The sequence below is a fragment of the Entomomonas moraniae genome (genome assembly GCF_003991975.1).
Lineage (GTDB): Bacteria > Pseudomonadota > Gammaproteobacteria > Pseudomonadales > Pseudomonadaceae > Entomomonas > Entomomonas moraniae.
This window is the reverse complement of record NZ_CP029822.1, coordinates 1759383-1784018: the sequence shown is the minus strand read 5'-3', so window position 1 is coordinate 1784018 and position 24636 is coordinate 1759383. Positions and strand designations below refer to the sequence as shown.

The 24636-nt window shown below is 36.9% G+C and carries 23 protein-coding genes; 16 read left to right on the top strand and 7 right to left on the bottom strand.

The genetic code is table 11. The features are described from left to right. Positions 1-68 precede the first annotated feature (68 nt). Positions 69-380, top strand: a complete 312-nt coding sequence (locus DM558_RS08495; protein WP_127163464.1) for a Nif3-like dinuclear metal center hexameric protein — start codon at positions 69-71, stop codon at positions 378-380. Between the two features lie 3 nt (positions 381-383). Here DM558_RS08495 and DM558_RS08490 read toward each other — a convergent pair whose 3' ends face one another. Further along, positions 384-782, bottom strand: a complete 399-nt coding sequence (locus DM558_RS08490) for a PA3611 family quorum-sensing-regulated virulence factor (RefSeq protein WP_127163462.1) — start codon at positions 780-782, stop codon at positions 384-386. A 132-nt stretch (positions 783-914) separates the two neighbouring features. Between DM558_RS08490 and thiI the strand changes: the two genes are divergently transcribed. The 5 genes from thiI to dsdA all read left to right on the top strand — a co-directional run bounded on the left by thiI (position 915) and on the right by dsdA (position 8406). Then, a complete protein-coding gene (gene thiI, locus DM558_RS08485; protein WP_127163460.1) occupies positions 915-2366 on the top strand; it encodes a tRNA uracil 4-sulfurtransferase ThiI in 1452 nt (483 codons plus the stop codon). 112 nt (positions 2367-2478) lie between these two features. Beyond that, the gene (gene typA / locus DM558_RS08480; RefSeq protein WP_109702125.1) at positions 2479-4296 is read left to right on the top strand and encodes a translational GTPase TypA; all 1818 of its coding nucleotides are present in this window, start codon (positions 2479-2481) and stop codon (positions 4294-4296) included. A gap of 174 nt (positions 4297-4470) precedes the next feature. Beyond that, positions 4471-5493 (top strand): DNA-binding transcriptional regulator DsdC, encoded by a 1023-nt coding sequence (dsdC, locus tag DM558_RS08475; protein ID WP_127163458.1) that lies wholly within the window; start codon positions 4471-4473, stop codon positions 5491-5493. A 200-nt stretch (positions 5494-5693) separates the two neighbouring features. Next, a complete protein-coding gene (locus tag DM558_RS08470) occupies positions 5694-7031 on the top strand; it encodes a GntT/GntP/DsdX family permease (RefSeq protein ID WP_127163456.1) in 1338 nt (445 codons plus the stop codon). Positions 7032-7047: 16 nt separating this feature from the next. Beyond that, positions 7048-8406, top strand: coding sequence for a D-serine ammonia-lyase (gene dsdA, locus DM558_RS08465; protein ID WP_127163454.1), 1359 nt, complete (start codon positions 7048-7050; stop codon positions 8404-8406). Positions 8407-8576: 170 nt separating this feature from the next. Here the strand turns inward: dsdA and DM558_RS08460 are convergent, their stop codons facing one another. Beyond that, positions 8577-10760 carry a heavy metal translocating P-type ATPase gene (locus DM558_RS08460; RefSeq protein ID WP_127163452.1) on the bottom strand — a complete coding sequence of 728 codons (2184 nt, stop codon included), beginning with the start codon at positions 10758-10760 and terminating at the stop codon, positions 8577-8579. 110 nt (positions 10761-10870) lie between these two features. On the opposite strand from DM558_RS08460, the gene DM558_RS08455 reads away from it, so the two are divergent. After that, positions 10871-11833 (top strand): magnesium transporter CorA family protein, encoded by a 963-nt coding sequence (locus tag DM558_RS08455; RefSeq protein WP_127163450.1) that lies wholly within the window; start codon positions 10871-10873, stop codon positions 11831-11833. A gap of 42 nt (positions 11834-11875) precedes the next feature. Here the strand turns inward: DM558_RS08455 and dacB are convergent, their stop codons facing one another. The 4 genes from dacB to rpmB all read right to left on the bottom strand — a co-directional run bounded on the left by dacB (position 11876) and on the right by rpmB (position 14845). Next, the gene (gene dacB, locus DM558_RS08450) at positions 11876-13321 is read right to left on the bottom strand and encodes a D-alanyl-D-alanine carboxypeptidase/D-alanyl-D-alanine endopeptidase (protein WP_127163448.1); all 1446 of its coding nucleotides are present in this window, start codon (positions 13319-13321) and stop codon (positions 11876-11878) included. A gap of 170 nt (positions 13322-13491) precedes the next feature. Continuing rightward, positions 13492-14250 carry an SDR family NAD(P)-dependent oxidoreductase gene (locus DM558_RS08445; RefSeq protein ID WP_127163446.1) on the bottom strand — a complete coding sequence of 253 codons (759 nt, stop codon included), beginning with the start codon at positions 14248-14250 and terminating at the stop codon, positions 13492-13494. A gap of 191 nt (positions 14251-14441) precedes the next feature. Then, a complete protein-coding gene (gene rpmG, locus DM558_RS08440) occupies positions 14442-14597 on the bottom strand; it encodes a 50S ribosomal protein L33 (protein WP_003253507.1) in 156 nt (51 codons plus the stop codon). A gap of 11 nt (positions 14598-14608) precedes the next feature. Next, positions 14609-14845: a 50S ribosomal protein L28 gene (gene rpmB, locus DM558_RS08435; RefSeq protein ID WP_109702133.1), complete on the bottom strand. Its 237-nt coding sequence runs from the start codon at positions 14843-14845 to the stop codon at positions 14609-14611. Positions 14846-15262: 417 nt separating this feature from the next. On the opposite strand from rpmB, the gene DM558_RS08430 reads away from it, so the two are divergent. The 7 genes from DM558_RS08430 to DM558_RS08400 all read left to right on the top strand — a co-directional run bounded on the left by DM558_RS08430 (position 15263) and on the right by DM558_RS08400 (position 20103). After that, positions 15263-15604 (top strand): DUF883 family protein, encoded by a 342-nt coding sequence (locus DM558_RS08430; protein WP_127163444.1) that lies wholly within the window; start codon positions 15263-15265, stop codon positions 15602-15604. A 17-nt stretch (positions 15605-15621) separates the two neighbouring features. Beyond that, entirely contained in the window at positions 15622-15999 is a 378-nt protein-coding gene (locus DM558_RS08425) for a phage holin family protein (protein WP_127163442.1), read from the top strand. Continuing rightward, positions 15992-16285 (top strand): hypothetical protein, encoded by a 294-nt coding sequence (locus DM558_RS08420; RefSeq protein WP_127163440.1) that lies wholly within the window; start codon positions 15992-15994, stop codon positions 16283-16285. The genes DM558_RS08425 and DM558_RS08420 overlap by 8 nt, the downstream gene beginning before the upstream one ends. A gap of 809 nt (positions 16286-17094) precedes the next feature. Then, positions 17095-17499: a hypothetical protein gene (locus tag DM558_RS08415; protein ID WP_127163438.1), complete on the top strand. Its 405-nt coding sequence runs from the start codon at positions 17095-17097 to the stop codon at positions 17497-17499. 149 nt (positions 17500-17648) lie between these two features. Beyond that, positions 17649-18077 (top strand): hypothetical protein, encoded by a 429-nt coding sequence (locus DM558_RS08410; protein ID WP_109702138.1) that lies wholly within the window; start codon positions 17649-17651, stop codon positions 18075-18077. 101 nt (positions 18078-18178) lie between these two features. Next, positions 18179-19510 carry a deoxyguanosinetriphosphate triphosphohydrolase gene (locus tag DM558_RS08405; RefSeq protein WP_127163436.1) on the top strand — a complete coding sequence of 444 codons (1332 nt, stop codon included), beginning with the start codon at positions 18179-18181 and terminating at the stop codon, positions 19508-19510. A gap of 158 nt (positions 19511-19668) precedes the next feature. Continuing rightward, entirely contained in the window at positions 19669-20103 is a 435-nt protein-coding gene (locus DM558_RS08400; protein WP_109702140.1) for a hypothetical protein, read from the top strand. A gap of 24 nt (positions 20104-20127) precedes the next feature. On the opposite strand, the gene DM558_RS08395 is transcribed toward DM558_RS08400, so the two are convergent. Next, entirely contained in the window at positions 20128-21345 is a 1218-nt protein-coding gene (locus DM558_RS08395; RefSeq protein WP_109702141.1) for an MFS transporter, read from the bottom strand. 381 nt (positions 21346-21726) lie between these two features. On the opposite strand from DM558_RS08395, the gene clpA reads away from it, so the two are divergent. Both clpA and DM558_RS08385 read left to right on the top strand, forming a co-directional pair. After that, positions 21727-23991 carry an ATP-dependent Clp protease ATP-binding subunit ClpA gene (gene clpA / locus DM558_RS08390; RefSeq protein WP_127163434.1) on the top strand — a complete coding sequence of 755 codons (2265 nt, stop codon included), beginning with the start codon at positions 21727-21729 and terminating at the stop codon, positions 23989-23991. 19 nt (positions 23992-24010) lie between these two features. Then, the gene (locus tag DM558_RS08385) at positions 24011-24619 is read left to right on the top strand and encodes a hypothetical protein (RefSeq protein ID WP_127163432.1); all 609 of its coding nucleotides are present in this window, start codon (positions 24011-24013) and stop codon (positions 24617-24619) included. The last annotated feature ends 17 nt before the right edge of the window (positions 24620-24636 follow it).

The following is a 24636-nucleotide window of genomic DNA, read 5'->3' as shown; positions in this document are numbered from 1 at the left end:
AATAAATATTTTTTATAGAGTTAGGTGATGATTAGGATTTTTATAAGTGATTGGTAGGGGGATGATAAATGTATAAGTTGTGTTTTTATGTACCAGAGTCACACCTTGAACAAGTAAAAAAGGCTTTATTTACTACAGGTGGTGGTCAGATCGGTGATTATGCTGAGTGTTGTTGGCAAGTGCTAGGAAAAGGGCAATTTAAGCCGCTAGAGGGGAGTCATCCTTTTATCGGTGAAGCGCAGCAATTAGCCGTTGTTGACGAGTGGAGGGTAGAGTTGGTCGTCGTAGATGCTTTAATCACTAAGGCAGTTGCTGCTTTAAAAGCAGCACACCCTTATGAAACGCCAGCTTATGATGTATGGAAGCTAGCAGATTTTTAATGTTTATAAACCACAATCAGAAGCGAAAAATAATTCTTCTGCAATAGGTTTTTTGTTTTTCTCAGTAAACTGATAGTTTAAAATAGCACCGTTTTGCAATAAGTCACGATACCCTTGGTTAGTACAAACACTAAGTGTAAGTTGATGGCGCATTGTTTTAGGGTACTTACGCATTTCGGCCGCTTGTTTACTTGAGACGATAATATGATTAATCAAGGTATTATCTTGTACAGTATAACCATTATCAGTTAAATCTGCGTTAATCTTTCTGGGTACCCCTACATTACTTTTTTTAGCTACTGTTTGCAGGGTTTGATGAATATTATAATCTTTTAACGAGGCCGCTTGTACTAATGATGGGAGCATGAGGCTAACTAGAAGAAGGCTACATTTACCTAACATTAAAGAACTCCTTATAAATAAATTTTGTAGTAATTGTACTCTATTCTATAAATTAAGCGCGTGTATAGCGACGTAAGTTTTGTTATAATTTGCTACTTTATTTTTCAGTGTGCCCCGCTTCGACTAGATTCCATGAAATTTATTATTAAATATTTTGCTGAGATTACGATTAAAAGTACCCCAGTACGTAAGCAATTTGCTAACCAACTAACAAAAAACATTCGTGCAGTGTTAAAGAAAATTGACCCTGCGGTTAGTGTAGTGACACAGTGGGACCATGTCGAAGTTAATTCGGCGGTGACTGAGCCTGTATTGCAAGCACAGATTATTGAAAGATTACAATGTATCCCTGGAGTAGGGCAATTTCTACAAGTTGTAGAATATCCTTTAGGAGACATGAGTGATATTTTAAACAAATGTAAACAGCATTTTGCCAAGCAAATTGACGATAAGGTTTTTTGTGTACGCTGTAAACGTACGGGTAAGCATCCTTTTTCTTCAGTAGAAGTTGAGCGTGAGATTGGTGCAGGTTTGATTCGTGATTGCTCACCTAAAGGTGTCTCACTGCATAAGCCTGAGGTGGAGGTTCGCCTAGAAATTCGTGATCAGCATTTGTATTTAATTGAACGTGCTTATAAAGGACTTGGGGGATATCCTCTTGCTTCATTAGACCAAGTATTGGTTTTGATGTCAGGTGGTTATGATTCAACGGTCGCCGCTTATCAAATGATTCGTCGTGGTTTATTACCTCATTTTTGCTTTTTTAATTTAGGTGGCCGTGCTCATGAGCTAGGGGTGATGGAAGTTGCTCACTTTTTATGGGAAAAGTATGCGAGTTCACAAAGGGTGATGTTTATTAGTGTGCCTTTTGAACAAGTGGTAGGAGAAATTCTTACACAAGTAGATAATAGCCAAATGGGCGTTATCTTAAAACGTATGATGTTGCGTGCAGCTACCCAACTGGCGAAGCGGTTTGAGTTAACGTCACTGGTGACGGGAGAAGCTATTTCTCAAGTATCTAGCCAGACATTAACCAACTTGAATGTAATTAATCAAGTCACAGATATGTTAGTGATTCGTCCTCTGATTGCTAGCCATAAAGAGGATATTATTGCTCAAGCTGAGCAAATCGGTACAGCTGGATACGCGCGCCATATGCCAGAGTATTGTGGTGTTATTTCAGTGAATCCGACAACCCGTGCTAAGGCTGATCGAGTTGAGCGAGAAGAAGAAAACTTTGACTTTTCTATATTAGACAATGCCATTGCTCAAGCTAAATGGGTGACGGTAGATCAAATTATGGAAGAGTTAGGAAAAGATATCCATGTTGAGCAAGTGTCTGAGGTATTAGCCGGGCAAGTTGTGATTGATATTCGTCATCCTGATCAAGCAGAGGACCATCCTCTTGTACTTGAGGGTATAGAAATCAAGCAAATCCCTTTTTATGCAATTAATCAGCAATTTAATAAGCTGGATGAAAGTCGTCAGTATTTGCTTTACTGTGATAAAGGTGTGATGAGTCGTTTACATGCTCACCATCTATTAAGCGAGGGACATGTCAATGTGCGTGTATATCGTCCGTAAATTCGCGATGTATTTTGCCGGTAGTGATCGTCATCACCCCCCCGATTGAGTAAACAAAGAGTCGTTGTTAGCAGAAATTTTTTATTAATCTATTTATATTTGAGATGTTATTGTGATCGAAAAACTACGTAATATTGCTATTATTGCCCACGTTGACCATGGGAAAACCACCCTTGTTGATAAATTATTAAGACAATCAGGTACCCTTGAGCGTAAAGAACTAGATTCTGAGCGCGTGATGGACAGTAATGATCAGGAAAGAGAGCGTGGCATTACTATTTTAGCAAAAAATACCGCTATTTCTTGGAATGGTTACCGCATTAATATTGTGGATACGCCAGGGCATGCCGACTTCGGTGGTGAGGTTGAGCGTGTGATGTCGATGGTGGATTCTGTTCTGTTGTTGGTTGATGCGGTAGATGGCCCAATGCCACAAACGCGCTTTGTAACACAAAAAGCTTTCCAAGCGGGTTTAAAACCAATTGTTGTTGTTAATAAAATCGATCGTCCGGGTGCACGTCCTGATTGGGTGATTGACCAAGTGTTTGACCTATTTGATAATTTAGGTGCAACTGAAGATCAACTAGATTTTCCTTTCGTGTATGCCAGCGCTATTAACGGGATTGCTGGTTTAGATCCAGCAGATATGGCAGAAGATTTAACACCATTGTTTCAGACTATTGTAGATCGTGTGCCTTCTCCGAGTGTGGATATTGATGGCCCATTCCAGATGCAAATCTCGGCATTAGACTATAGCAGCTATCTTGGTGTGATTGGTATTGGTCGTATTGCTCGCGGTAAAATCAAAGCCAACTCTCCCGTTGTTGCTATTGATATTGAAGGCAAAAAACGTAATGGTCGTATTTTGAAAGTAATGGGATATCATGGTTTACACCGTGTTGACCAAGAAGATGCGCAAGCGGGTGATATTATTTGTATCAACGGCTTTGATCAACTCTTTATTTCTGACACATTGTGTGACCCTCAAAACGTTGAAGCATTGCCTGCTTTAACAGTGGATGAACCTACTGTGAGTATGACGTTCCAAGTAAATGATTCTCCTTTTGCGGGTAAAGAAGGTAAGTTTGTAACTAGCCGTAATATTAAAGAGCGTTTAGAGAAGGAATTATTGCATAATGTGGCTTTACGCGTAGAAGATGGCGACTCTGCTGAGAAGTTTAAAGTATCAGGCCGTGGTGAGCTTCATCTTTCAGTATTAATTGAAAGTATGCGCCGTGAAGGATTTGAGCTAGGGGTTTCTCGTCCCGAGGTTATTATTAAAGACGTTGATGGCGAAAAGCAAGAGCCTTATGAAAATGTAACCATTGATATTGAAGAGCAACACCAAGGCACGATTATGGAACAAATGGGGCTTCGTAAGGGTGATTTAACCAATATGATGCCTGATGGTAAAGGTCGTGTTCGTTTAGAATATACGATTCCTGCGCGTGGTTTAATTGGTTTCCGTAATAACTTCATGACATTAACATCAGGAACAGGTATTTTAACCAGTACCTTTAGCCATTATGGTAAAGTGAAAGAAGGTGAGGTTGAGCATCGTATTAATGGTGTATTAATTGCCATGGCAAGTGGTAAGATTTTGGCTTATTCTTTAACGACATTGCAAGATCGTGGTCGTTTATTTGTTGAACCAGGTATGGAATGTTATGAGGGGATGATTGTAGGTATTCATTCCCGTGGTAATGACCTTGTGGTTAATCCAACCAAAGGTAAAAAACTAGATAACATGCGTGCTTCAGGTAACGATGAAACCATTCAGTTAGTTCCACCTATTAAATTTACTTTAGAACAAGCGCTTGAGTTTATTGATGATGATGAATTAGTTGAAGTAACACCTAAATCGATTCGTTTACGTAAGAAAATTCTTAATGAGCAAGACCGTAAGCGTTCTGAGCGCAGTAAAGATTAGTCCTTTTTAGACTTTTTGTGAGTCCCCAGCTTGCTGGGGATTTTTTATTTCTAAACAAATTTTCATAAAATTCTTTAATGGCTACCAAGGTCGTATAACCTAATATTGTATAAGGCGTTAGACTTAATACTAGAAAAATAGTTTGTTACAACATTTTAATTATAGTTAGGTTTCATGATGGAAGGACCTTTTTTATCAACTAAGCAAAAACAGGATAGCTTTTACCAACAATATCTAAATCAGAAAACTATTTTAAATGACCAGCATTTGGTTAATTTGCAAACATTTATTTATGCGGCTAATTTATTAAGTTTTCAGTTAGCGGCTGATCAATTATGTTTGTCCCCTAGTGCTGTGAGTCATCGCATTAATAAATTAGAAAAACAGCTTGGTTTTCAATTGTTTCATCGCTTTACCCGAAAAATAAAATTAACTACTGAGGGAGAGCGTTTATATAGTGTATTGAAAAATAGTTTTAGTAAGATTAATTCAGAGATTCATGATATTCGTGGTTGTGAGTTATCAGGGTCTTTAAATATTTTTTCTCATCCAAGCGTTGCTGAAAATTGGTTACTTCCAAGACTTGCCGATTTTGTAAGCTGTTACCCCTCTATTCAGATTAATATTCGAATGGGTAATGAACAAGCTAGTTTTCAAGAGCAAGCTATTGATCTAGCAATTTATTACAGTAACGGTTATTTCCCAGGGTTTAATAGTGAATGTTTGATGGAAGAGCGAATACTACCTGTCTGTACCAAAGCCTATGCAGAGCAAAACAAGTTAATTAATCAGCCAGAAAGTTTAGTGAGTTGTACTTTACTACATGATGCGAAAGCTTGGCACTATTCTGCTGTGGATGCAGAATGGCACGTCTGGTGTAAACAAATGAAAATAGATTTACCTCAACACCATGCTATGATCACGTTTGATAGCTCAAGGTCCTCTGCCTGTGCTGCTATTTATGGTATGGGTGTAGCTATAGGCCGTTTACATTTAGTTCGTAAATGGCTTGATACAGGTATTCTTATCAGCCCTTTTAAGTTTGCGCCATTGAGGACGAGTTTTAATTATTATTTGGTCTGGCCTCGTTTGCAATATATCCCTCCGCGTCTTGAAGTTTTTTTGGCGTGGATTAAGCAACAGGGTGAAATGAGTCAACAAGCCGATTATCATTTTTCTTTACTTTCTACGCAGTAATCGTTTAATCGTTTTTAAAAAAGCAATGATAGACTGATAAATATATCATTAGGGGTTTATCTGTTACTTTATTTGTATAGCTTTATGGATTATTTATATTCATCTATAAGATTAGAAATTATCTTTTGTTAGTTCCATAGTTACTCAGTATGATTATTTTAAAGGAATAAATAATAATTAAATCACTGAGGAGCAGGCCTATGACAACAGCTATGCTGGTTGGCATCTTAATCATTTCTATTATATTAATTGTCTTACTGATTGTTAAATGTAAATTACATGCATCTATTGCATTGGTGTTAGCTGCTTTTTTTGTAGGTATTACAACCGATATGCCGATCGATACACTTCCTACTATTATTGAAAAAGGTGTTGGGGGTACATTAGGTTTTCTAACGCTTATTATCGGTTTTGGTGCTATTTTAGGTAAAATGCTTGAGGTATCTGGTGGAGCAGAGCGTATTGCCAGTACTTTACTTGATAAGCTAGGTAAAGAACGTGCCACATGGGTCATGATGCTGGTTGGTTTTATTGCAGGGATTCCTGTTTTTGTTGAAGTTGGATTTGTATTACTAATTCCTCTTGTATTGGTTGTTGCTAAAGATGCAGGTATTCCTCGTTTGAAAGTAGGCCTGCCATTAGCTGTTTCTTTAATGACCGTTCATTGTATTGTTCCTCCCCATCCTGCTGCAATGGCTATTGCTGCAAAGCTGGGAGCGGATGTGGGTAAGGTTATTGTACTTGGTTTGTTGGTAGGCCTGCCTTGTGCAATGATAGGCGGCCCACTTTTTGTTAAATTCTTTTGCGCTAATATTCCTACTGATGATGAACTATTAGATACTACGCCAAGTATTATTACGGCTAGAAAGACATTGCCTGGTTTTTGGATTACCCTTTTTACTATTCTATTGCCTTTATTGATTATGGTGGGAAAAACTTTATTGGTGATTAGCATCGATAAGGGCTCTATTGTTATGTCTTATATTTCATTCATTGGAAATCCTATCACTGCATTACTTATCTCTGTTTTTTTTGCTTATTGGAGTTTAGGTTTGACAAGAGGGCTTAATTTGGCAGAGTTATTAAGTGTATCCGAAAGAGCTTTTACACCGATTGCAGGAATTTTTTTAATTATTGGTGCGGGTGGTGCTTTTAGTGAGATTTTAAGTGTAAGTGGTGTTGGTAATGGTTTAAAAGAAGCGCTTTCTACTTTACCGATTAGTCCAATTATCTTGGCATGGCTAATTGCAGCTTTACTTCATTTTGCTGTAGGATCTGCAACAGTTGCAATGATCAGTGCAACAGGGATTGTGTTACCTATGATGACGGGGCATCCAGAATTAAAACCAGAAGTTATGGCTATTGCTATAGGTGCAGGTGCTATTGCGTTAACACAGGTAACAGACAGCTATTTTTGGCTAGTAAAGGAGTATTTAGGTTTAACCATGACGGAAACAATTAAGCGTTTAACCGTAGCAACAACGTTAGCTTCTATCGTTGGTTTGTGTGGAGCTTTAATTTTAAATATGATTTTGTAAGATTAGGAGCAATAAAGTGCAATTAATTCATGGAAAAACACTAGGGCAGTGGTATGAAACCCATCCATTGATTGAGGATTTAGTCAAGTTAAGAGAGGCTACTTGGTTTAATCCTTTCGTTAAGAAAACTGATCTTGCATTACCCGAAGTAGGGCTTACTGTTGATGATATTAAAGACGCTGCTGCACGTTTAAAACGTTTTAGCCCTTATTTGGCAGAAGTATTTCCTGAGACTCGGCATCAATTAGGTATATTGGAATCACCATTGGTTGCAGTACCAGAATATCAAAAGAGTTTAGATAAGCATTATCACTCACATTCTATAGGGAGCTTATGGTTAAAATTAGATAGCCAGTTACCTATCAGTGGTTCTATTAAGGCACGCGGTGGTATTTATGAGGTATTAAAACATGCAGAAGAGCTAGCCATCGCTGCTGGTAAATTAAAACTAACAGATGATTACCGCTTATTGGCAGAACCTGAGTTTAAAGCATTTTTCTCTCAGTATTCTGTAGCTGTTGGGTCAACAGGTAATTTAGGTTTGTCTATTGGCATTATGAGTGCACAACTAGGTTTTAAGGCCAGTGTGCATATGTCTGCTGATGCGCGTCAGTGGAAAAAAGACAAGTTAAGAGCTCATGGTGTGACAGTTGTTGAATATGAGTCCGATTATTCTGAAGCGGTGGCTAAAGGGCGTAAAGAGTCTGAAAATGATCCAATGTGTTATTTTGTTGATGATGAAAATTCAAAAAGTTTATTTCTTGGCTATGCAGTAGCCGCTTATCGCTTAGCGGGGCAGTTGCAAGCATTATCAGTTAAAGTTGATTCAGAACATCCTTTATTTGTTTATTTACCTTGTGGTGTAGGTGGTGGACCTGGTGGCGTGGCTTTTGGCTTAAAGGCACAATTTGGTGATGATGTTCACTGTATTTTTAGTGAACCCACTCATGCGCCTTGTATGTTTTTAGGTGTATATACGGGGTTGCATGATAAGACGTCTGTACAAGATTTTAGTATTGATAATTTAACAGCGGCTGATGGGTTGGCAGTCGGTCGACCATCTGGTTTTGTAGGTAAAGCGATGCAGCATTTACTGGATGGTTATTTTACATTAGATGATGACGAAATGTATCAGCTACTTGCTTTGCTTGCACGGTGTGAAAAAATTTATATTGAGCCATCAGCCGCTGCAGGAATTCCAGGTATTTATGAAGTGTTGAAAGATAAGCAATACTTACAACGTATGGCATTTAGTCAGAAGCAATTACAACAAGCAACACATATTGCATGGGTGACTGGGGGGAGTATGGTTCCTGATACAGAGATGAATCAGTATATTGCCAAGGGTGAAAAATTTTTAAGCGAATCGGTTTAGCCAAATAAAAACCCCCTGTTTGAACAGGGGGTTTTGTATATTGGATAATAATCAAAAGTATGAAAGTCGATATATTACTGCGTCCATGAGTTATACTAACTTGCCCTTATGCTATTATTTTTATAGATATTTTTCTATACAACTTTAGATTAATGGCTTTTTAAATAAGACTATTTAAAAAGTAGTAATCTCAATCCGTTAAATACTACTAATAAACTGACGCCTATATCAGCAAAAATAGCCATCCATAATGTACCATATCCCACGATGGTCAGTATGATAAACAATAGTTTAATGATAATTGCAAAACTAATATTTTGAATAAGTAATTGGCGTGTTGCTTTCGAAAGTCGAATAAATTGAGGAAGTTTTCGTAAATCATCGTCCATTAAGGCAACGTCTGCCGTTTCAATGGCACTGTCAGTGCCTATTGCCCCCATGGCAAAGCCTATATCTGCACGAGCTAGGGCTGGAGTGTCATTGATACCATCACCGACCATGCCGATAGTTTGTTGTTGCTTTATTTTTTCTTCAATAATAGTGAGTTTGTCTTCGGGTAGTAGATTAGCTTTTACTTCATCAATTCCAACTTCTTTGGCAATTGAATTTGCCGTATAGGCATTATCGCCTGTTAGCATGAGTACTTTAATGCCTAGTTGGTGGAGTTCATCAATTGCTTGTTTGGAGGTTGATTTAATAGTATCAGCTACTGCAAATAAAGCAATCGCATTGGCTGAGGTTGCTAACAATGTAATAGTTTTACCCTGTTGTTCGAATGGTTTAATGGTATCACTAAGCGCTGTAGACGCTACACCAATTTCTTCCATTAAGCGATAATTACCAAGGTAGTAAGTTTGTTCATTGATAGTACCTTTGGTTCCCCGCCCTAACAATGCTTCAAAATTTTCAACAGTTAATAAGTTTTCAGACGCTGCTTGAGCAATAGCTAATGATACTGGGTGGTCTGAATGGCTAGCTAAACTTGCAGCAATTTGTTGTGCTTGAACTGTTTCGTCTAATGAAAGGTAGTCAGTTTGTGAGGGTTTTCCTACGGTTAACGTACCTGTTTTGTCAACCGCGAGCCATTGTAGTTTATTAGCCTGCTCCAAATAGACTCCACCTTTAACTAGCATACCTAATTTAGCAGCTCTTGCAAGGCCACTGACAATAGTTACAGGGGTAGAAATAACAAGTGCACAAGGGCATGCAATGACTAGTAAAACAAGAGCTTTATAAATCCAATCAATTGAGAATACCCCTGTCATTATCCAAGATGGGATTGTTATTAATGCGACTAATAAAGCAAGACCCACTACAATAGGAGTGTAGTATTTTGAGAATTGATCGACAAAGCGTTGTGTCGGGGCGCGGCTACTTTGAGCTTCTTCAACCCGTTGAATAATTCGTGCTAAAGTAGTGTCAGAGGTAATACGTGTTACTTTAAATGTGAATGCTTGGTTACCATTGACTGTTCCTGCATAGACGGGGTCTCCAACGTTCTTTTCGATGGGCATACTTTCACCCGTAATGGCGGATTGGTCGATAGTGGTTTGTCCACTGGTTATTTCACCATCGAGTGCAATACGTTGACCAGGTTTGACACGGACAATGCTATTGAGTAGTACGGCATCAGCATTGACAGTTTGCCATGAACCATCGATTTGTTGGATATCAGCAGTGGTTGGCGCAAGGCTAAGTAAACCACCAATAGCATTACGTGCTTTTTGCAGTGACAGTGTTTCTATGTATTCGGCCAACGTGAAGAGAACAATAACCATGGCGGCTTCGGGCCATTGGCCAATCAGCAGTGCTCCTGTTACGGCAATACTCATGAGTGCATTGATATTTAATGCTTTATTTTTTAATGCAATGAACCCTTTGTAATAGGTTGGCATACCTACCAATAAAATAGCCAGTAGAGAAGCGATAATGATTAGAAAACTAGGGGCAGAAAGGTAGTGCATGAGTTCAGCACTAAAAGCAAGAACGCCAGCAATAATCAGCATGGCTGTTGACTTAGCTGAAATAGACTCATGCAATATTTGGTTATTATAAGGAACAGCTTGCATACCCAGTTCGCTAATCATTTGTTGCAGCGGTTCTATTTGAGTGTAACGATGTTTAATTTTGAGTACACGTTTGATTAGGTTAAACTCTAGTGTTTCAATGGCTTCTATATTCTTGAATTTTTCACGAATAAGACGCTCTTCGGTAGGGCAGTCCATGTCTTCAATTAGTAAGCTATCCCAGCGAGAGTCTCCCATAGAGAAATCTATATTTTCATTGATTTTTGCTGTATTGTGTACATTGTTATCTTGATGGCTACAGCAATGATCGTGTTTTTTTTCGCTCATGAGCTTTCCTCAATAGAATAGACCGTTCATTTATTAATGCTTATTAGAAAGCTTATAGTAACTATAGGGTCAAGTTTTTATAATGTTATGTTAATGAGAAAGATGGAATTATGATTACTTATCATTATCTTCAAAATGGTATGTTGAAGACGGTAACCTCTGATGAGGTGGCAGGTATTCCTAAGGATACTATATGGATTGATTTACTTCATCCAACCCAAGATGAAGAGCACTTTATTGAGGATAACCTAGATATAGAAGTGCCATCACCTGAAGAAATGTCAGAGATTGAGGATTCGTCACGTTTCTTTGTAACCAAAGATGGTTTTTGTATGATCGTATCTGTGGTAACAGGGAGTCAAAATATGAACCCTGTCTTAACAGAAATTTCATTTATTTTAGATCAAAAACGATTGGTATGTGCGCACTATGGTGAGTTAGTTTCTTTTAAAACATTTGAAAACAAATGTGCCCGCCAAACACAGTTATTTAAAAGCCCCGATATTTTGATGATGTCATTAATGGATGCTGTGGTTGATCGCATTGCAGACATTTTAGAGAAGTTACAGAGTAATCTAAATGATTTATCTAGAAATATTTTTGATAATGATAAATTAGATACTAAAGACTTACAGCTCACGGTTAAGAAATTAGGTAAATACAATTCATTATTGGCAAAGCTAAGTGACAGTATGCTCAGTATTCGCCGTATGTTAATTTATTGTAAGCAGTCGGTGAGTTGGTTAACGAAAGAGGCTAAGGATTTATTACGTTCAATTGAGTTAGATATCGGTTCTCTTACGGAGTACCATACGAGAATGTCCAGCGAGATCACTTTTTTATTAGATGCGACATTAGGGCTAATTAATATTGAGCAAAATAGCATTATCAAAGTGTTTTCTATTGCAGCCGTTTTATTTTTACCCCCCACGCTGGTTGGTACTATTTATGGCATGAACTTCCATGATATGCCAGAGTTGGATTTACGCTTTGGTTATCCATTAAGTTTGATACTGATGATATTGTCTGCGTTGATTTGTTATGTTTGGTTTAAGATTAAAAAATGGTTATAAAAAGGACAGTCTAAATAAATTAGGTTGCCCTTTTTTAGGAAGTTATTGGTTATAGGTATCTAGTAGGATATCATCTAAAACATCACTTGATCCCCAAGGCTTGCTGTCATTTAAAATGGCGGCAATAGCCCATACGTTATTATTCTTGTCTTTAATAAACCCTGCAATGGCGCGTACGTTATTGAGCGTACCTGTTTTAATATGACCACGTCCACGAGCTTCGGTTTTTCTTAAGCGTTTACTCATGGTTCCATCAACGCCAATAATAGGCATAGATGCAATAAATTCAGCAGAATAGTTGCCTTTCCACGCCATTTGTAATAAACCTACCATTTCTTTAGCTGTAATACGTTCTTCTCGTGATAGACCTGAACCATTTTCCATTTTGAGTTGTTCAGGGCTGACGCCTTTGGTTAGTAGCCAATTATAAATAGTACGGTAAGCAGCTTCTGCATCGTCTTTATCGCCTGATTTCCGATTCCTAGCACCAATGGTTAAAAAGAGTTGTTTGGCCATGGTGTTATTACTGAATTTATTGATATCACGTATAACCTCAACGAGGTCAGGTGACCATGTAACGGCCAATAGCTTAGCGTCTTTTGGCATGACGCCTATTCTGCTTTGTCCAGATATTTGGCCTCCTAGTTCTTTCCAGAAAGAGCGGATGATATTTGCCGCATAGCGGTCATGGTCAAACAGTGAGATATATTTCTGAACGCTACATTCTTCAACAATATTTCCTGATACAGTGAGTTTAATCGTGCCATTCTGCTGTGTTACAGGGATGTATTCGATGTCAGGCATAACCGGGCAATGGTTTTTCTTTCTTGGTGCTACGACTTGTAATTCATTGACTATTTGTAGATCCTTTAATAGAGGGTCTGAAACGATTTTTGCCTGTTTATTGTCTGTATGACTAATGATGCGAATTACTTTAAAGTTAATGAGAAGAGAATCAGGCGATACGAGGTAGGGGCGATAACTTTCATTGCTGTCATCTAAAAATACTTTTTCTTCAGGCATATTGAAGTAACTGCGATCAAGTATTAAGTTACCTTGAATCGCAGTAATACCATTATTTCTTAAGTCTCTTAGTAATAGCCAGAGACGCTCCATATTAAGCTTGGGATCGCCATTACCTTTTAGATAAAGATTGCCATGAACAATACCATTTTTAACTTCGCCATCGGTATAAAAGGCTGTCTTCCATCGAAAACCTGGACCTAATAGTTCGAGGGCAGAGTAGGTGGTTAATAGCTTCATGGTAGACGCTGGATTCATGGGGGTATCAGCATTAATATAAGTTGCCTTACCATTTCCTGTTAAAGGGATAATAGCCAGTGATAAGGTATCTGGGGCTATTTTATTAGCTTCGAGAGATTTTTTGATAGCTTGTGCAAGGTTATCATTATTGTTTGGTGCTGCAATAGCGGAAAAAGAAACGACTAATGAAGCTGCAAGAACAACTGTACGAAATAGGTTTGTCATAGGAAACACTTATTTTTAATGTGAGTAATATTTTTAATGCGTGGTGTTAACTTAAGAAAAATTCATTAGGGTTTGAGTAATGGATTAATAACGGCACAGTCAACAGTTTATTTACATCATTAGTATTATAGAGTTGTCTACTTATTTTATAAAGTAGACAATGCTGTATATTATTTATCACGATCAACTGCAAAGGCTGACCATGCTTGTCGTACAGGCATAATTTCAACACGATTATAATTAATATGATCAGGTAGGGTAGCAATATGATATATCTGCTCACCAATATCCTCTGCAGAAAGGGGCGTTGTTCCCTGATATAAATCATCTGAGGCTTTTTGGTTGCCCCCTGTGCGCACGAGAGTAAATTCTGTTTCAGCCATTCCTGGCGCAATATCTGTTACTCTAACCCCTGTACCTAATAGATCACAACGTAAATTGTAACTGAATTGCTTTACAAAGGCCTTTGATGCTCCGTAAACATGACTTCCAGGATAAGGCCATTGCCCGGCAATTGATCCAAGGTTAATAATTGTGGCGCCTTTACCTGTGGCGATTAGCGAAGGAAGTAGCGCGTGTGTGACATTAACGAGCCCTGTAATATTGGTGTCAATCATGGTATGCCAATCTTCTAACGCCACTTTTTGTGCAAGATCAGGTGCCAATGCAAGTCCTGCATTATTGACCAATGTTTTTATGGATTTAAACTCTTCAGGAAGTGTTGCAACTGCTTGTTTTACAGCATTAGCATCGCGTACATCTAAGGTAATAATGTGAACAGGTACTGATGAAAGTTGAGCTTTTAACTTTTCTAAGCGTTCAGTTCTGCGGCCTGTTAAGATAAGTTTCCAGCCAGCCTTGGCAAAACGTAAGGCAGTAGCATAACCGAAACCTGATGTGACGCCTGTAATAAAAACAGTATCCGTCATTTTTTGCTCCTTAGTTTTTAGTGAGAATATAATAACAATCATATACCATAATTAGCTATTTATGGTTATTTTATAGCGCAGGCGATGGTGATGAATAATTAAATTGTTATTATTTGTTTTTATCTATGAAACTACATACGATTAGTCATAAAAAAACCCACATAAAGTGGGCTTTTTTAAAGAAACTAAAATTATTTAATTTTAGCTTCTTTGTAAACTACGTGCTTACGTACAACAGGATCGTACTTTTTGATTTCAATTTTATCAGGTGTAGTACGTTTGTTTTTGTCAGTTGTATAAAAATGACCTGTTCCAGCACTAGATACTAAACGAATTAATTCACGCATTTTAAGACTCCTTAAACTTTGCCGCCACGAGCACGAATATCTGCTAATACTGCATCGATACCTAATTTATCGATCATACGCATGCCTTTAGCTGAAACACGTAAACGAACAAAGCGATTTTCTGATTCAACCCAAAAACGGTGATGTTGAAGATTAGGTAAAAAACGACGACGCGTTTTATTTTGTGCGTGGGAAACGTTGTTTCCTACTGCTGGCCCTTTACCAGTTACTTGACAAACTCTTGACATTTTCAGCCCTCTAAACCTCATGCCAAACCCGGCATGGGTTGGCTATAAACTCAACATAAAGTAATTATAAATTAACTGCAAAAGTTCTTTTAAAGAAGAACCTTTATAAAAATAGGTGCGCTTTATACCAAGAAAACGCTCGGTTTGCAACTATTTTTAGTTAAAAAATAATAGGATTGTGTATAAATACAGGCGTGTAGCATAACATTTTTAGTCACAAGTTGATAGTAAAAAAATAATTAATATCTGTTAGACTTTAGGAAGTGAAATTGGAAAGAAGCTATTTCTTAATTCATTATTAAATAAATATAGTGTCCTAATGTATCATATAAAAGTAAATGGTTAATAAGCTAAGATAGAGCAATAAGTAAGGTTTTATTGAGTTAGTTGTTAATTTATTTAGTCAGGAGAATTACTATGAAAACAACAGATGAACAAGAAAAAGATATTAAATCAGTCGCTAAAAAAGCTAAAGATGATTTAGTTTCACAGTTTAATGAAATCATCGATGGTGCAGAGCGTTTGTTAAAAGAAACCACCCATGAGGCTGACGAAAAGACGCAAGAACTTCGTGAGCGTTTAGCTACAAAAATTCATGATATTCGTGGAACTTTGGATGATCATGTACAGCCTATTTGCAAAAAAGGTAAAGAGGCGATTAAGGCAACCGATGACTATGTTAAATCACATCCGTGGGCTTCTGTTGGAATTGCAGCAGCAGCAGCTGTTGTTGTAGCTCAGTTATTACGTAGACGTTAATAAATTTTGGGGCCGTTATGGATGCTAAAGAAGCTTCTAGTGAGTCGGTAAACGCCTCAAAAGGGTTAAGCCAAGCGGCTATTAATTTACTAAATAGCCATATGGATTTGTTGTCTATAGAGTTTGAAGAAGCAAAAAGATTTTATTGGCAATGTTTTATTCGTATGGCTATTTTAGTGGTTTTTGGCATGTTATTTTTAGTGTTTTTCTCAATAGGCATTATTGTTTATTTTTGGGAAACACATCGTATATTTACCCTTGGTTGTTTGTCATCGGTCTGTTTTTTATTGATGATTGCCGCAGGCTTTAGCCTTCTGTATTTAAGGAAAAAAACTAAACTATTTTCCGCTACAAGAGAAGAGCTTATAAAAGATAAGGTTGTTTTTTATGAGTAATAAAAAGATAGCTATTTCTGTTCGTAAGGCATTGATTCAGCAAGAGATGGTTTTGCAGCGTAGAGTGTTGAAACAAGAAATTCAACCTATTATTAAAATAGGTGGGCGTTTAAGTAATTTATTTAATCCCCCCGATCAGAAAACGCCTCAAACAAGAAAAACTGTAATACTGACAGGTATGGCTTTATTTTTAGCTGTTCTGGGTAGGCGGCACGCTGGCTTGTTAGGTAAAACAGCGCGTTATTTAATCATTAATTATCCAGGCTTATTACGTAGATTTATGTAATATTAAATGAGTCAGCAAAATATTGGTATTACTAAAGATGACTTATCGCCTTGTAATAAAGGCGGATAGTTTTTTTAGTAAGTGAAGTATCCATTTACTAACATATTAGTATATTGAACATACAGCAGTATTCATATTGTTTTAACTCCTTCCTACTATTCAAAAGTATAAAAAAATTTGAATTGTTTATTATATTTGTATCTTATTTATAATTTGATGCAAAGAGCAAGTGTTGCTAACAACTAAATCTTTTCTATTTTTATTTTTATTTTTATTTTCCAGATTAAAACTTATATTTAGTTTCATCATCATTAGCATAAACTTAATTTTCACTGAAAGCGGATGCCAAAATTATATTTTAAAATATGCTCTAAATAGTGCATAACAGAGGGGAAACAGTTATAAGTTTTCTTGAGTACACTGTTGAATATAGTTTTTATAGACATTAGTCTAGTTTTTGGATGAATGGCTTCATGATTAATTTTCTATATTAGCGAAAAGTATAATGTAATACGCGTATATTATAATTTTTTTATGTGTTGATATTCGTTTTTATTGATTAATGGTTACTTTATAAGCGAAGTATTTTATAAAATCTTTCGTTAGTATTGATTATTATCTTTAATGTCTTATAAAAAACAAATAGATATCTCATATTCTGCAAATCTTCTTCTACTATTTAAACAAAAAAATAGTCTATTTAACGCTTTTTTAAATTTCCATTAAATGCCACATAGGCACGATTAAATTATTTTGCGGTGACTCCTAGAATTAGTCTTGTTACACCAACAGCAAATTAAGAGAAGCATATGAGTAATTTATTTTATTTTAAAGAGTGTTTGACTATTAAAAAATTAGATCACTTTCTTTCAAAAGGATTGAATCAAAAAGTAAATTGTAATGATATTTATAAGTCACTTATTACAAGTAAATTAGTACTATCAATGTATTTTATCTATTCGACTTATGTTGAAAAAAAACAAAAACAAATCACTTTCTACTTTGTAGTAAAACCTATTAATGCATTAGCTTTATTAAATTATCAACAATCTCATCAAGTAAAAACAGGGAGAGTTTTGAGTCAGTTTAGTGATGAACTAAAATCGTTAAAATACAATTATTGTGGGCGTAATTTCAATGTAAAGTCAGCATTTGATTACCAAGATTTACATTCTAAGCAACAAAGATACCGTTATTATCTGACTGCACATTAAAATTTACTTTAATAAGTTCGATTGAATTCAGCCTGTTTGAATAGCATCGCATCAATCTAGTGGATCGTTAGTTTATTTTAAAGTGTTTGGGTTTAAGAGCAGTTTCAAGTGTTTTCATAATAACAAAAGCAGTATGACAAGGAGGATGTATGCAGCAAAGAGTAACGGTATTGGCTAGTCCTGAGGAAGCATTAGTTATTGATAAGCGCGTAGATCGAGAAGCTATGATAGATGCTATTACAGCAATTAATGACAGAACAGAGGCCATTTGTGACTTGTTAGTGGAGAGTATTCAATGTAATTTAATTAAAAGCCATGTGTTATGTAGCGTAACTTGGCAATTACAGGCAAATATGGATTGTTTAACATTGTTTATAGATCTCTATCTTAAAAAGCAACAGCGATTATGTGCTAATTTAATTGTTGCTGCCAGAAAAAAAGCAACTGAAATTATTATGTCATATGGTGTTAATAATAAACTGGTACAGCCATTGGAACAGATTGTTGAGGTTATTTTAAGTATTAAGCAATATATTAAGGCTGTTACGAGTATTGCCTGCTATCAAGAACCATCATAATTTTTTTTTGATATGAGGAGGATTAGTCATTAGTGATATTTTAGGTGATAATAGGAGCAATATGATTCGTTTTAAAAATTGGATACAATCGAAGGTTAATTTTGAACTGGCAACTATTATTATCTCCTGAGCGTTTGGGTAAGACTGTGTTAGGTCCTGATGAGTTAGGTCGCAGTCCGTTTCATAAGGATTATGATCGGGTTATTTTCTCAGGTGCATTTCGTCGTTTGGGACGAAAAACGCAAGTACATCCTGTTTCGAGTAATGATCTTATTCATACTCGTCTTACCCACAGTTTGGAAGTGGCCTCAGTGGGCCGCTCTCTGGGAATCTTGGTAGGAGAGTTATTACGCGATGAGTTGCCTCATTGGTGTTTGCCTGTTGATTTAGGGGTGATCGTTCAGTCAGCCTGTCTTGCTCATGATATAGGTAATCCTCCCTTTGGACACTCAGGGGAGGATGCATTTCGTTACTGGTTTCTTCAGGCAGCAGGTAAAGGATGGTTTGATGAAATGGCCGATAAGGAGTTGGCAGACTTTTTAAATTTTGAAGGAAATGCCCAAGGTTTACGTATTTTAACGCAATTGGAATATCACCAATATGAAGGGGGCATGCGTTTAACTTATGCCACCTTAGGTAGCTATCTCAAATACCCTTGGACATCACGCTATGCACAGGCAGAAGGTTATAAAAAGTGTAAGTTTGGTTGTTACCAAAGCGAGTTACCACTGTTAGAGCAGATTGTCACCAAGTTAGGATTACCTCAAGTGGATGTAGAGCGTTGGCAACGTCACCCCCTCGTTTATTTGTTGGAGGTGGCAGATGATATTTGTTATGGTTTAATTGATCTAGAAGACGGCATAGAAATGGATTTATTGTCTTATAAAGAAGTTGAGTCATTATTGCTTGATTTAGTGGGAGTAAAAACACCAAAACTAATGGAGCAACTAGATGCTATTAGTAGCCCTCGCCGTAAGCTTGCTATTTTACGTGGAAAAGCGATACACCATTTGACGAATGCCGCTGCTGACGCTTTTGTTAGCCAACAGGCTATGCTGTTGGAGGGTAAGCTGGTAGGTGATTTAGCAGAGTATATGGACAGTGCAAGTAAAGAATGTATTTTGAAAGCTAAAAAAATAGCTCGTGAAAAAATTTTCCAAGATAAACAAAAAACATTGCATGAAATTGGTGCCTATACAACGCTTGAGGTTTTATTGAATAATTTTTGTGGGGCTGCTATTGAACTCCATAGTAAAGGAACTTTATCCTTCAAAAATAAGCGTATTTTTGATCTGTTAGGGCATGATGTACCAAGAGAGGATTGGTCATTGTATCAATCAGTAATGAGGATGATTGATTTTATTTCGGGGATGACCGATAACTATGCTACTGAAATGGCCAAAGAAATGACTGGGCGTTCAAGTCCTGTATGAGTATTATAGTGTAAGTTTGACGTATGAATTTAAAGAAGCTATTAATCCGTTAGTGTGAACATTTGTTATACTAATTAAAATAATATGATACACAGATTTTTTTAATCAACTTATACAATAAAATTTTTAATAAAAATTATATTTGGGAAAAATAAGCTATGCAAGAACGCGAGCGTTTATTAGATATGATTCAAGTGTTAATCGAAGAGAATGATGGGGAGTTACCTCTTGTAACGCTGGATGATTTTTTTCAAGGTAATAGTGATGAAGGGAGTCTAGGTACTGGAATGCGTACTGAAGAAGATCTGCCTATTGAAGAGATCTATAAAAAGCTAAAACAAATCGAAAAGCTTCCTAATGTTTGCACTGTACTGGTTGATCTTCATGATGACTGGGAAATGTCTTTAGACAATTCAGAGATATGGCCCGCTTCTGAGAGCATTTATATTTATACGATGGCATCCATAAAAGTTGTTAGACAATGGATCATTGGATTACCTTGTGAGGCCTATGATGGGTGGATTGACTCGATGCCTCTTTCAGCCCCTTCCGTTCCTCCAGGATATTTTGTTTATACATTGCGCTGGAATTAAAAAGCCATTTAAATGGCTTTTTAATTATTTCTTAAAATGATTAATAGCTGTGTTTAGACTACTTTCAACATCAGGTAAGAAAGCTGTAATAATTCCTAACAAGGGTAAGAAAGAGCAAAATTTAAAGATATATTCTAGGCTTGTTTGGTCCGCTGCGTAGCCTAAAACTGCAGCAGCGATACCGCTCATGCCAAACATAAAACCAAAAAACAATCCAGCAATCATTCCGACTCTGCCAGGGATTAGCTCTTGTGCATAAACCACAATAGCAGCAAAGGCCGAAGAGAGAATTAAACCAATGCAAACACTAAATACAGCAGTCCAGAATAGATTGGCATAGGGGAGAGCTAACGTAAATGGTGCTGCGCCTAAAATGGAAAACCATATAACGTATTTGCGGCCTATTCTATCGCCAATAGGACCACCTAAAAAGGTACCTAATGCGACAGAAGACAAGAACAAAAATAAAAATAGGACGGCTGTACTATTTTCTAAATGGAACTTTTCAATTAAATAAAAAGAATAATAGTTAGTAATGCTTGCCATGTAAAAATATTTAGAAAAAATCAAAATACCTAAAATAGCTAATGCCAGAATAGTCTTTTGTTTACTAAAAGGAAGCGTTAGATCTAAAGGTGTGCGTTTAATACTTGCTTTTAAATGGGTTGTACTCCAAGCACTGATTCGACTTAGTAATGTGATTCCGATAAGCCCAATAACAACAAACCATAAAATATAGACCTGTTTATTGTAGTGTAATACGACCAAACTCACTAATAAGGGGCCTAGTGATGAACCGATGTTACCACCGACCTGAAAAGTAGATTGTGCAAGGCCAAAACGTCCTCCTGATGCACTACGAGCTACGCGGGAGCCTTCAGGATGGAAGGTAGATGACCCAACCCCTAAAAGTCCTGCCGAGACTAGTAATAATGGAAAACTATTTGCTAGCGCAAGCATTATGAGCCCCAAAGTTGTTGCTGCCATTCCTAGGGGAAGTAGATAGGGCTTGGGATGTTTATCTGTGTATAGACCAATAGCGGGTTGTAATATAGAAGCCGTAATTTGGTATACCAGTGTAATACAGCCTACTTGTGCTAAAGAGAGAGCGAATTTTTGCTCTAATAATGGGTAGGTGGCTGTTAGCATCGATTGAATAAGATCGTTGACTAAATGTGCCCCTGCGACCATTAGCATAATGTTAATGTATAGCTTATTATTGTTTGTTTGTTGAATGCTCATAATGTTTACTAATGCTATTGCTGGTGATATTAATAGTTATTTATTCCTATCATACATAACTCTTAACAAAATAAAAAATGATATTGCTAATTTGTTATGCGTTAATAAGTATAAAGTTCGGAATATATTTTAATAACAATACAGTGGGATTTTATAGATTTTAAAAGGCATGATGAATATTTTAGCAGATGTCTGTAGTTTTAATTACGTGATGTACCAACACTGTGACTTATATTACTGTTAATGAAACAAATTAAGTTAATTTGCTTGAAAATAAAATGTTCGGCCTTATAAAGAATAAATCGACAAATATTATTTTTAAAGAGATACAATACGTTCGATCAGTATTGTAAATGTATTTATGTTAGGTAACGGTGGTTTATGTTAAATAAAGCCCTTGAAGAAACAGTTAATGCCGCTTTTCGCGAAGCCAGTATGAAGCGTCATGAATTTATCACAGTAGAACACCTATTATTAGCACTGCTAGAAAATTCAGAGGCGTTGCAAGTCTTTCGTGCCTACAATATACATGTTGAGAATTTAGCTACTGAACTGACTAATTTTATTGAAAAAGCAACGCCTATTATCCCGACCATCCATACAGACACACAAACTGATGCAACATTAGGGTTCCATCGAGTGTTACAACGTGCTGTATTCCATATGCAAAGTTCTGGAAAAACAGAGGTGACAGGTGTAAACGTCCTCGTGGCTATATTTAGTGAAACAGAAAGCCAAGCAGTTTATTTATTAAAAAAATATGGTTTATCACGTTTAGATGTTGTTCGTTATATTTCTCATGGTATCGCTAAAGAAGGTAGTGAGGAAAATTTAGAGATTGATACTAATGAAGTTAATTCGTCAGACAGTGCTGTAGAAAAGAATCCGTTAGAAAGTTATGCTTCTAATTTAAATGAATTAGCACAACAAGGCCTGATTGACCCTTTAGTTGGAAGAGAGAGCGAAGTAGAGCGTGTTGCACAGGTATTAGCTCGTCGCCGTAAAAATAATCCTCTATTAGTTGGAGAGGCGGGTGTTGGTAAGACAGCAATTGTTGAAGGCTTAGCCAAACGCATTGTCGATGGGCAAGTGCCAGAAGTTTTAAAAGACAGTGTTATCTATTCATTAGATTTAGGTGCTTTACTGGCAGGCACGAAGTACCGTGGTGATTTTGAGAAACGTTTTAAAGCGGTTTTGAAAGAGCTGAAAAAATCTAAGAATGCCATTTTATTTATTGATGAAATCCATACCATTATAGGTGCAGGTGCTACTACTGGTGGAGCAATGGATGCTTCTAATTTATTAAAGCCTGCATTAAGTGGTGGGCAAATTCGTTGTGTTGGTTCGACCACATTTAAAGAATATCGTGGTATATTTGAGAAAGATCATGCGTTATCTCGACGTTTTCAAAAAATAGATGTTGTAGAGCCTTCCATAACCGATACTGTTCGAATTTTACAAGGGCTGAAGTCCCGTTTTGAAGAACATCATCATATTGGCTATACTGATGATGCGCTTAAAGCTGCTGCTGAGTTAGCAGCTCGTCATATTTCTGATCGCCATATGCCTGACAAAGCCATTGATGTAATTGATGAGGCTGGTGCTTATCAACAGTTACAAAAAGCTGAGAATAGAGCTGAGCGTATTGATGTTCCCCAAGTTGAAGCAATTATTGCTAAAATGGCATGTGTACCATCAAAGAGTGTTAATGCCTCAGATAAAGAGCTATTGCGTAATTTAGAACGCGATTTGAAAATGACAGTTTTTGGACAAGATAGAGCGATTAGCTCTTTGAGTGCTGCAATTAAGTTATCTCGTGCAGGACTAAAAGCACCAGACAAACCTATTGGTTCATTCTTATTTGTTGGTCCAACAGGCGTTGGTAAAACGGAGGTAGCCAAACAGTTAAGCAAGGCATTGGGGATCGAACTAATTCGCTTTGATATGTCAGAGTATATGGAGCAGCATTCGGCGTCTCGGTTGATTGGCGCTCCTCCGGGGTATGTTGGGTTTGATGAAGGTGGTCTGTTGGTTGAGGCCATTACTAAAACACCACATTGTGTTCTTTTGTTAGATGAAATTGAAAAAGCACATCCTGCTATTTTTAACTTGTTGCTACAAGTTATGGACCATGGAACATTAACGGATAATAACGGCCGCAAGGCGGACTTTAGAAATGTTGTATTAATTATGACATCTAATGCTGGTGCGCAAGACGCCTCACGTACATCGATAGGATTTACACATCAAGATAATTCGACAGATTCGATGGAAGCTGTGAAAAAAGTATTTACACCTGAGTTTCGTAATCGTTTAGACTCAGTGATTCAGTTTGGTCAGTTAACTGATAATGTATTACATAGTATTGTCGATAAGTTCTTGGTTGAGTTACAGGTTCAATTAGAAGAAAAACAAGTACAGCTTGATGTTTCAGAGGTTGCACGTGCTTGGCTAGCTAAAAATGGCTATGATCCACAAATGGGAGCAAGGCCAATGGGGCGTATAATTCAAGAAAAATTAAAACGCCCCCTTGCAGAAGAAATTTTATTTGGTAAATTAGCAGATCATGGAGGTAGTGTTCATGTGGATCTTAAAGATGAACAATTAACCTTTGATGTGGTAGAACAATTTGTAGAACCTGCTTAATTTTAATAAAGGAAGCAATATGCGCAAAGTACCTATAATAGCGTTAATGCTATTAAGTGCTACACAAGTTAATGCCCAAATACCAAGGCCGCCAGAAAGCATCCGTATTCCAGTCATGCCTTTTGATGAGCGGCTATCTGATAATGCAATAAAACTTAATGAAAAAGCATTACCTACAGATTTATTGTTAGGTGGTTTTAAGGTATCTGTTGGTGAAACCACGCTGAATGAAGTATTGCAAAAGTTTAAAGCGGGAACTCCGCTTTATAATGGGAGTGGTTATTATCAGTGTTATAGTTTACCTCGCTACTCTTATCAAATATGGTTTGTAACCAAAGGTACAAGCCTTGATAATAAAGTTAATGAAGTAGTTATTCGAATGGGCGATGCGTTACCTACAGAGTATTGTCCATTGGTCACCTCAGAAATCTATCCTAAATTTAATAATAATATTCGTTTAGGTGCTAATCCTGAAATGCTGTTGCCTTTATTGGGTAAACCGTTAAATGAAAACCGAACGACAAATGTTTATTTGTTTCAGTTATTACAATTAGAAAAGTTGAAAGTACAAGTACAACGGGGTAAAAAAGGAATTGAAATGGTTAAGGTGACCAAACAGAATTTTTAGTTACCATCCATCGTGAG

Coding starts and splice junctions, on each gene's coding strand:
- rpmG (WP_003253507.1), bottom strand. CDS start 14,597: ATGCGTGAATTAATTCGTTTAGTATCTAGTGCTGGAACAGGTCATTTT.
- DM558_RS08425 (WP_127163442.1), top strand. CDS start 15,622: ATGGATGCTAAAGAAGCTTCTAGTGAGTCGGTAAACGCCTCAAAAGGG.
- thiI (WP_127163460.1), top strand. CDS start 915: ATGAAATTTATTATTAAATATTTTGCTGAGATTACGATTAAAAGTACC.
- DM558_RS08490 (WP_127163462.1), bottom strand. CDS start 782: ATGTTAGGTAAATGTAGCCTTCTTCTAGTTAGCCTCATGCTCCCATCA.
- DM558_RS08385 (WP_127163432.1), top strand. CDS start 24,011: ATGCGCAAAGTACCTATAATAGCGTTAATGCTATTAAGTGCTACACAA.
- dacB (WP_127163448.1), bottom strand. CDS start 13,321: ATGACAAACCTATTTCGTACAGTTGTTCTTGCAGCTTCATTAGTCGTT.
- clpA (WP_127163434.1), top strand. CDS start 21,727: ATGTTAAATAAAGCCCTTGAAGAAACAGTTAATGCCGCTTTTCGCGAA.
- DM558_RS08470 (WP_127163456.1), top strand. CDS start 5,694: ATGACAACAGCTATGCTGGTTGGCATCTTAATCATTTCTATTATATTA.
- DM558_RS08495 (WP_127163464.1), top strand. CDS start 69: ATGTATAAGTTGTGTTTTTATGTACCAGAGTCACACCTTGAACAAGTA.
- DM558_RS08415 (WP_127163438.1), top strand. CDS start 17,095: ATGAGTAATTTATTTTATTTTAAAGAGTGTTTGACTATTAAAAAATTA.
- DM558_RS08395 (WP_109702141.1), bottom strand. CDS start 21,345: ATGAGCATTCAACAAACAAACAATAATAAGCTATACATTAACATTATG.
- DM558_RS08400 (WP_109702140.1), top strand. CDS start 19,669: ATGCAAGAACGCGAGCGTTTATTAGATATGATTCAAGTGTTAATCGAA.
- dsdC (WP_127163458.1), top strand. CDS start 4,471: ATGATGGAAGGACCTTTTTTATCAACTAAGCAAAAACAGGATAGCTTT.
- DM558_RS08455 (WP_127163450.1), top strand. CDS start 10,871: ATGATTACTTATCATTATCTTCAAAATGGTATGTTGAAGACGGTAACC.
- DM558_RS08420 (WP_127163440.1), top strand. CDS start 15,992: ATGAGTAATAAAAAGATAGCTATTTCTGTTCGTAAGGCATTGATTCAG.
- DM558_RS08430 (WP_127163444.1), top strand. CDS start 15,263: ATGAAAACAACAGATGAACAAGAAAAAGATATTAAATCAGTCGCTAAA.
- DM558_RS08445 (WP_127163446.1), bottom strand. CDS start 14,250: ATGACGGATACTGTTTTTATTACAGGCGTCACATCAGGTTTCGGTTAT.
- DM558_RS08460 (WP_127163452.1), bottom strand. CDS start 10,760: ATGAGCGAAAAAAAACACGATCATTGCTGTAGCCATCAAGATAACAAT.
- rpmB (WP_109702133.1), bottom strand. CDS start 14,845: ATGTCAAGAGTTTGTCAAGTAACTGGTAAAGGGCCAGCAGTAGGAAAC.
- DM558_RS08410 (WP_109702138.1), top strand. CDS start 17,649: ATGCAGCAAAGAGTAACGGTATTGGCTAGTCCTGAGGAAGCATTAGTT.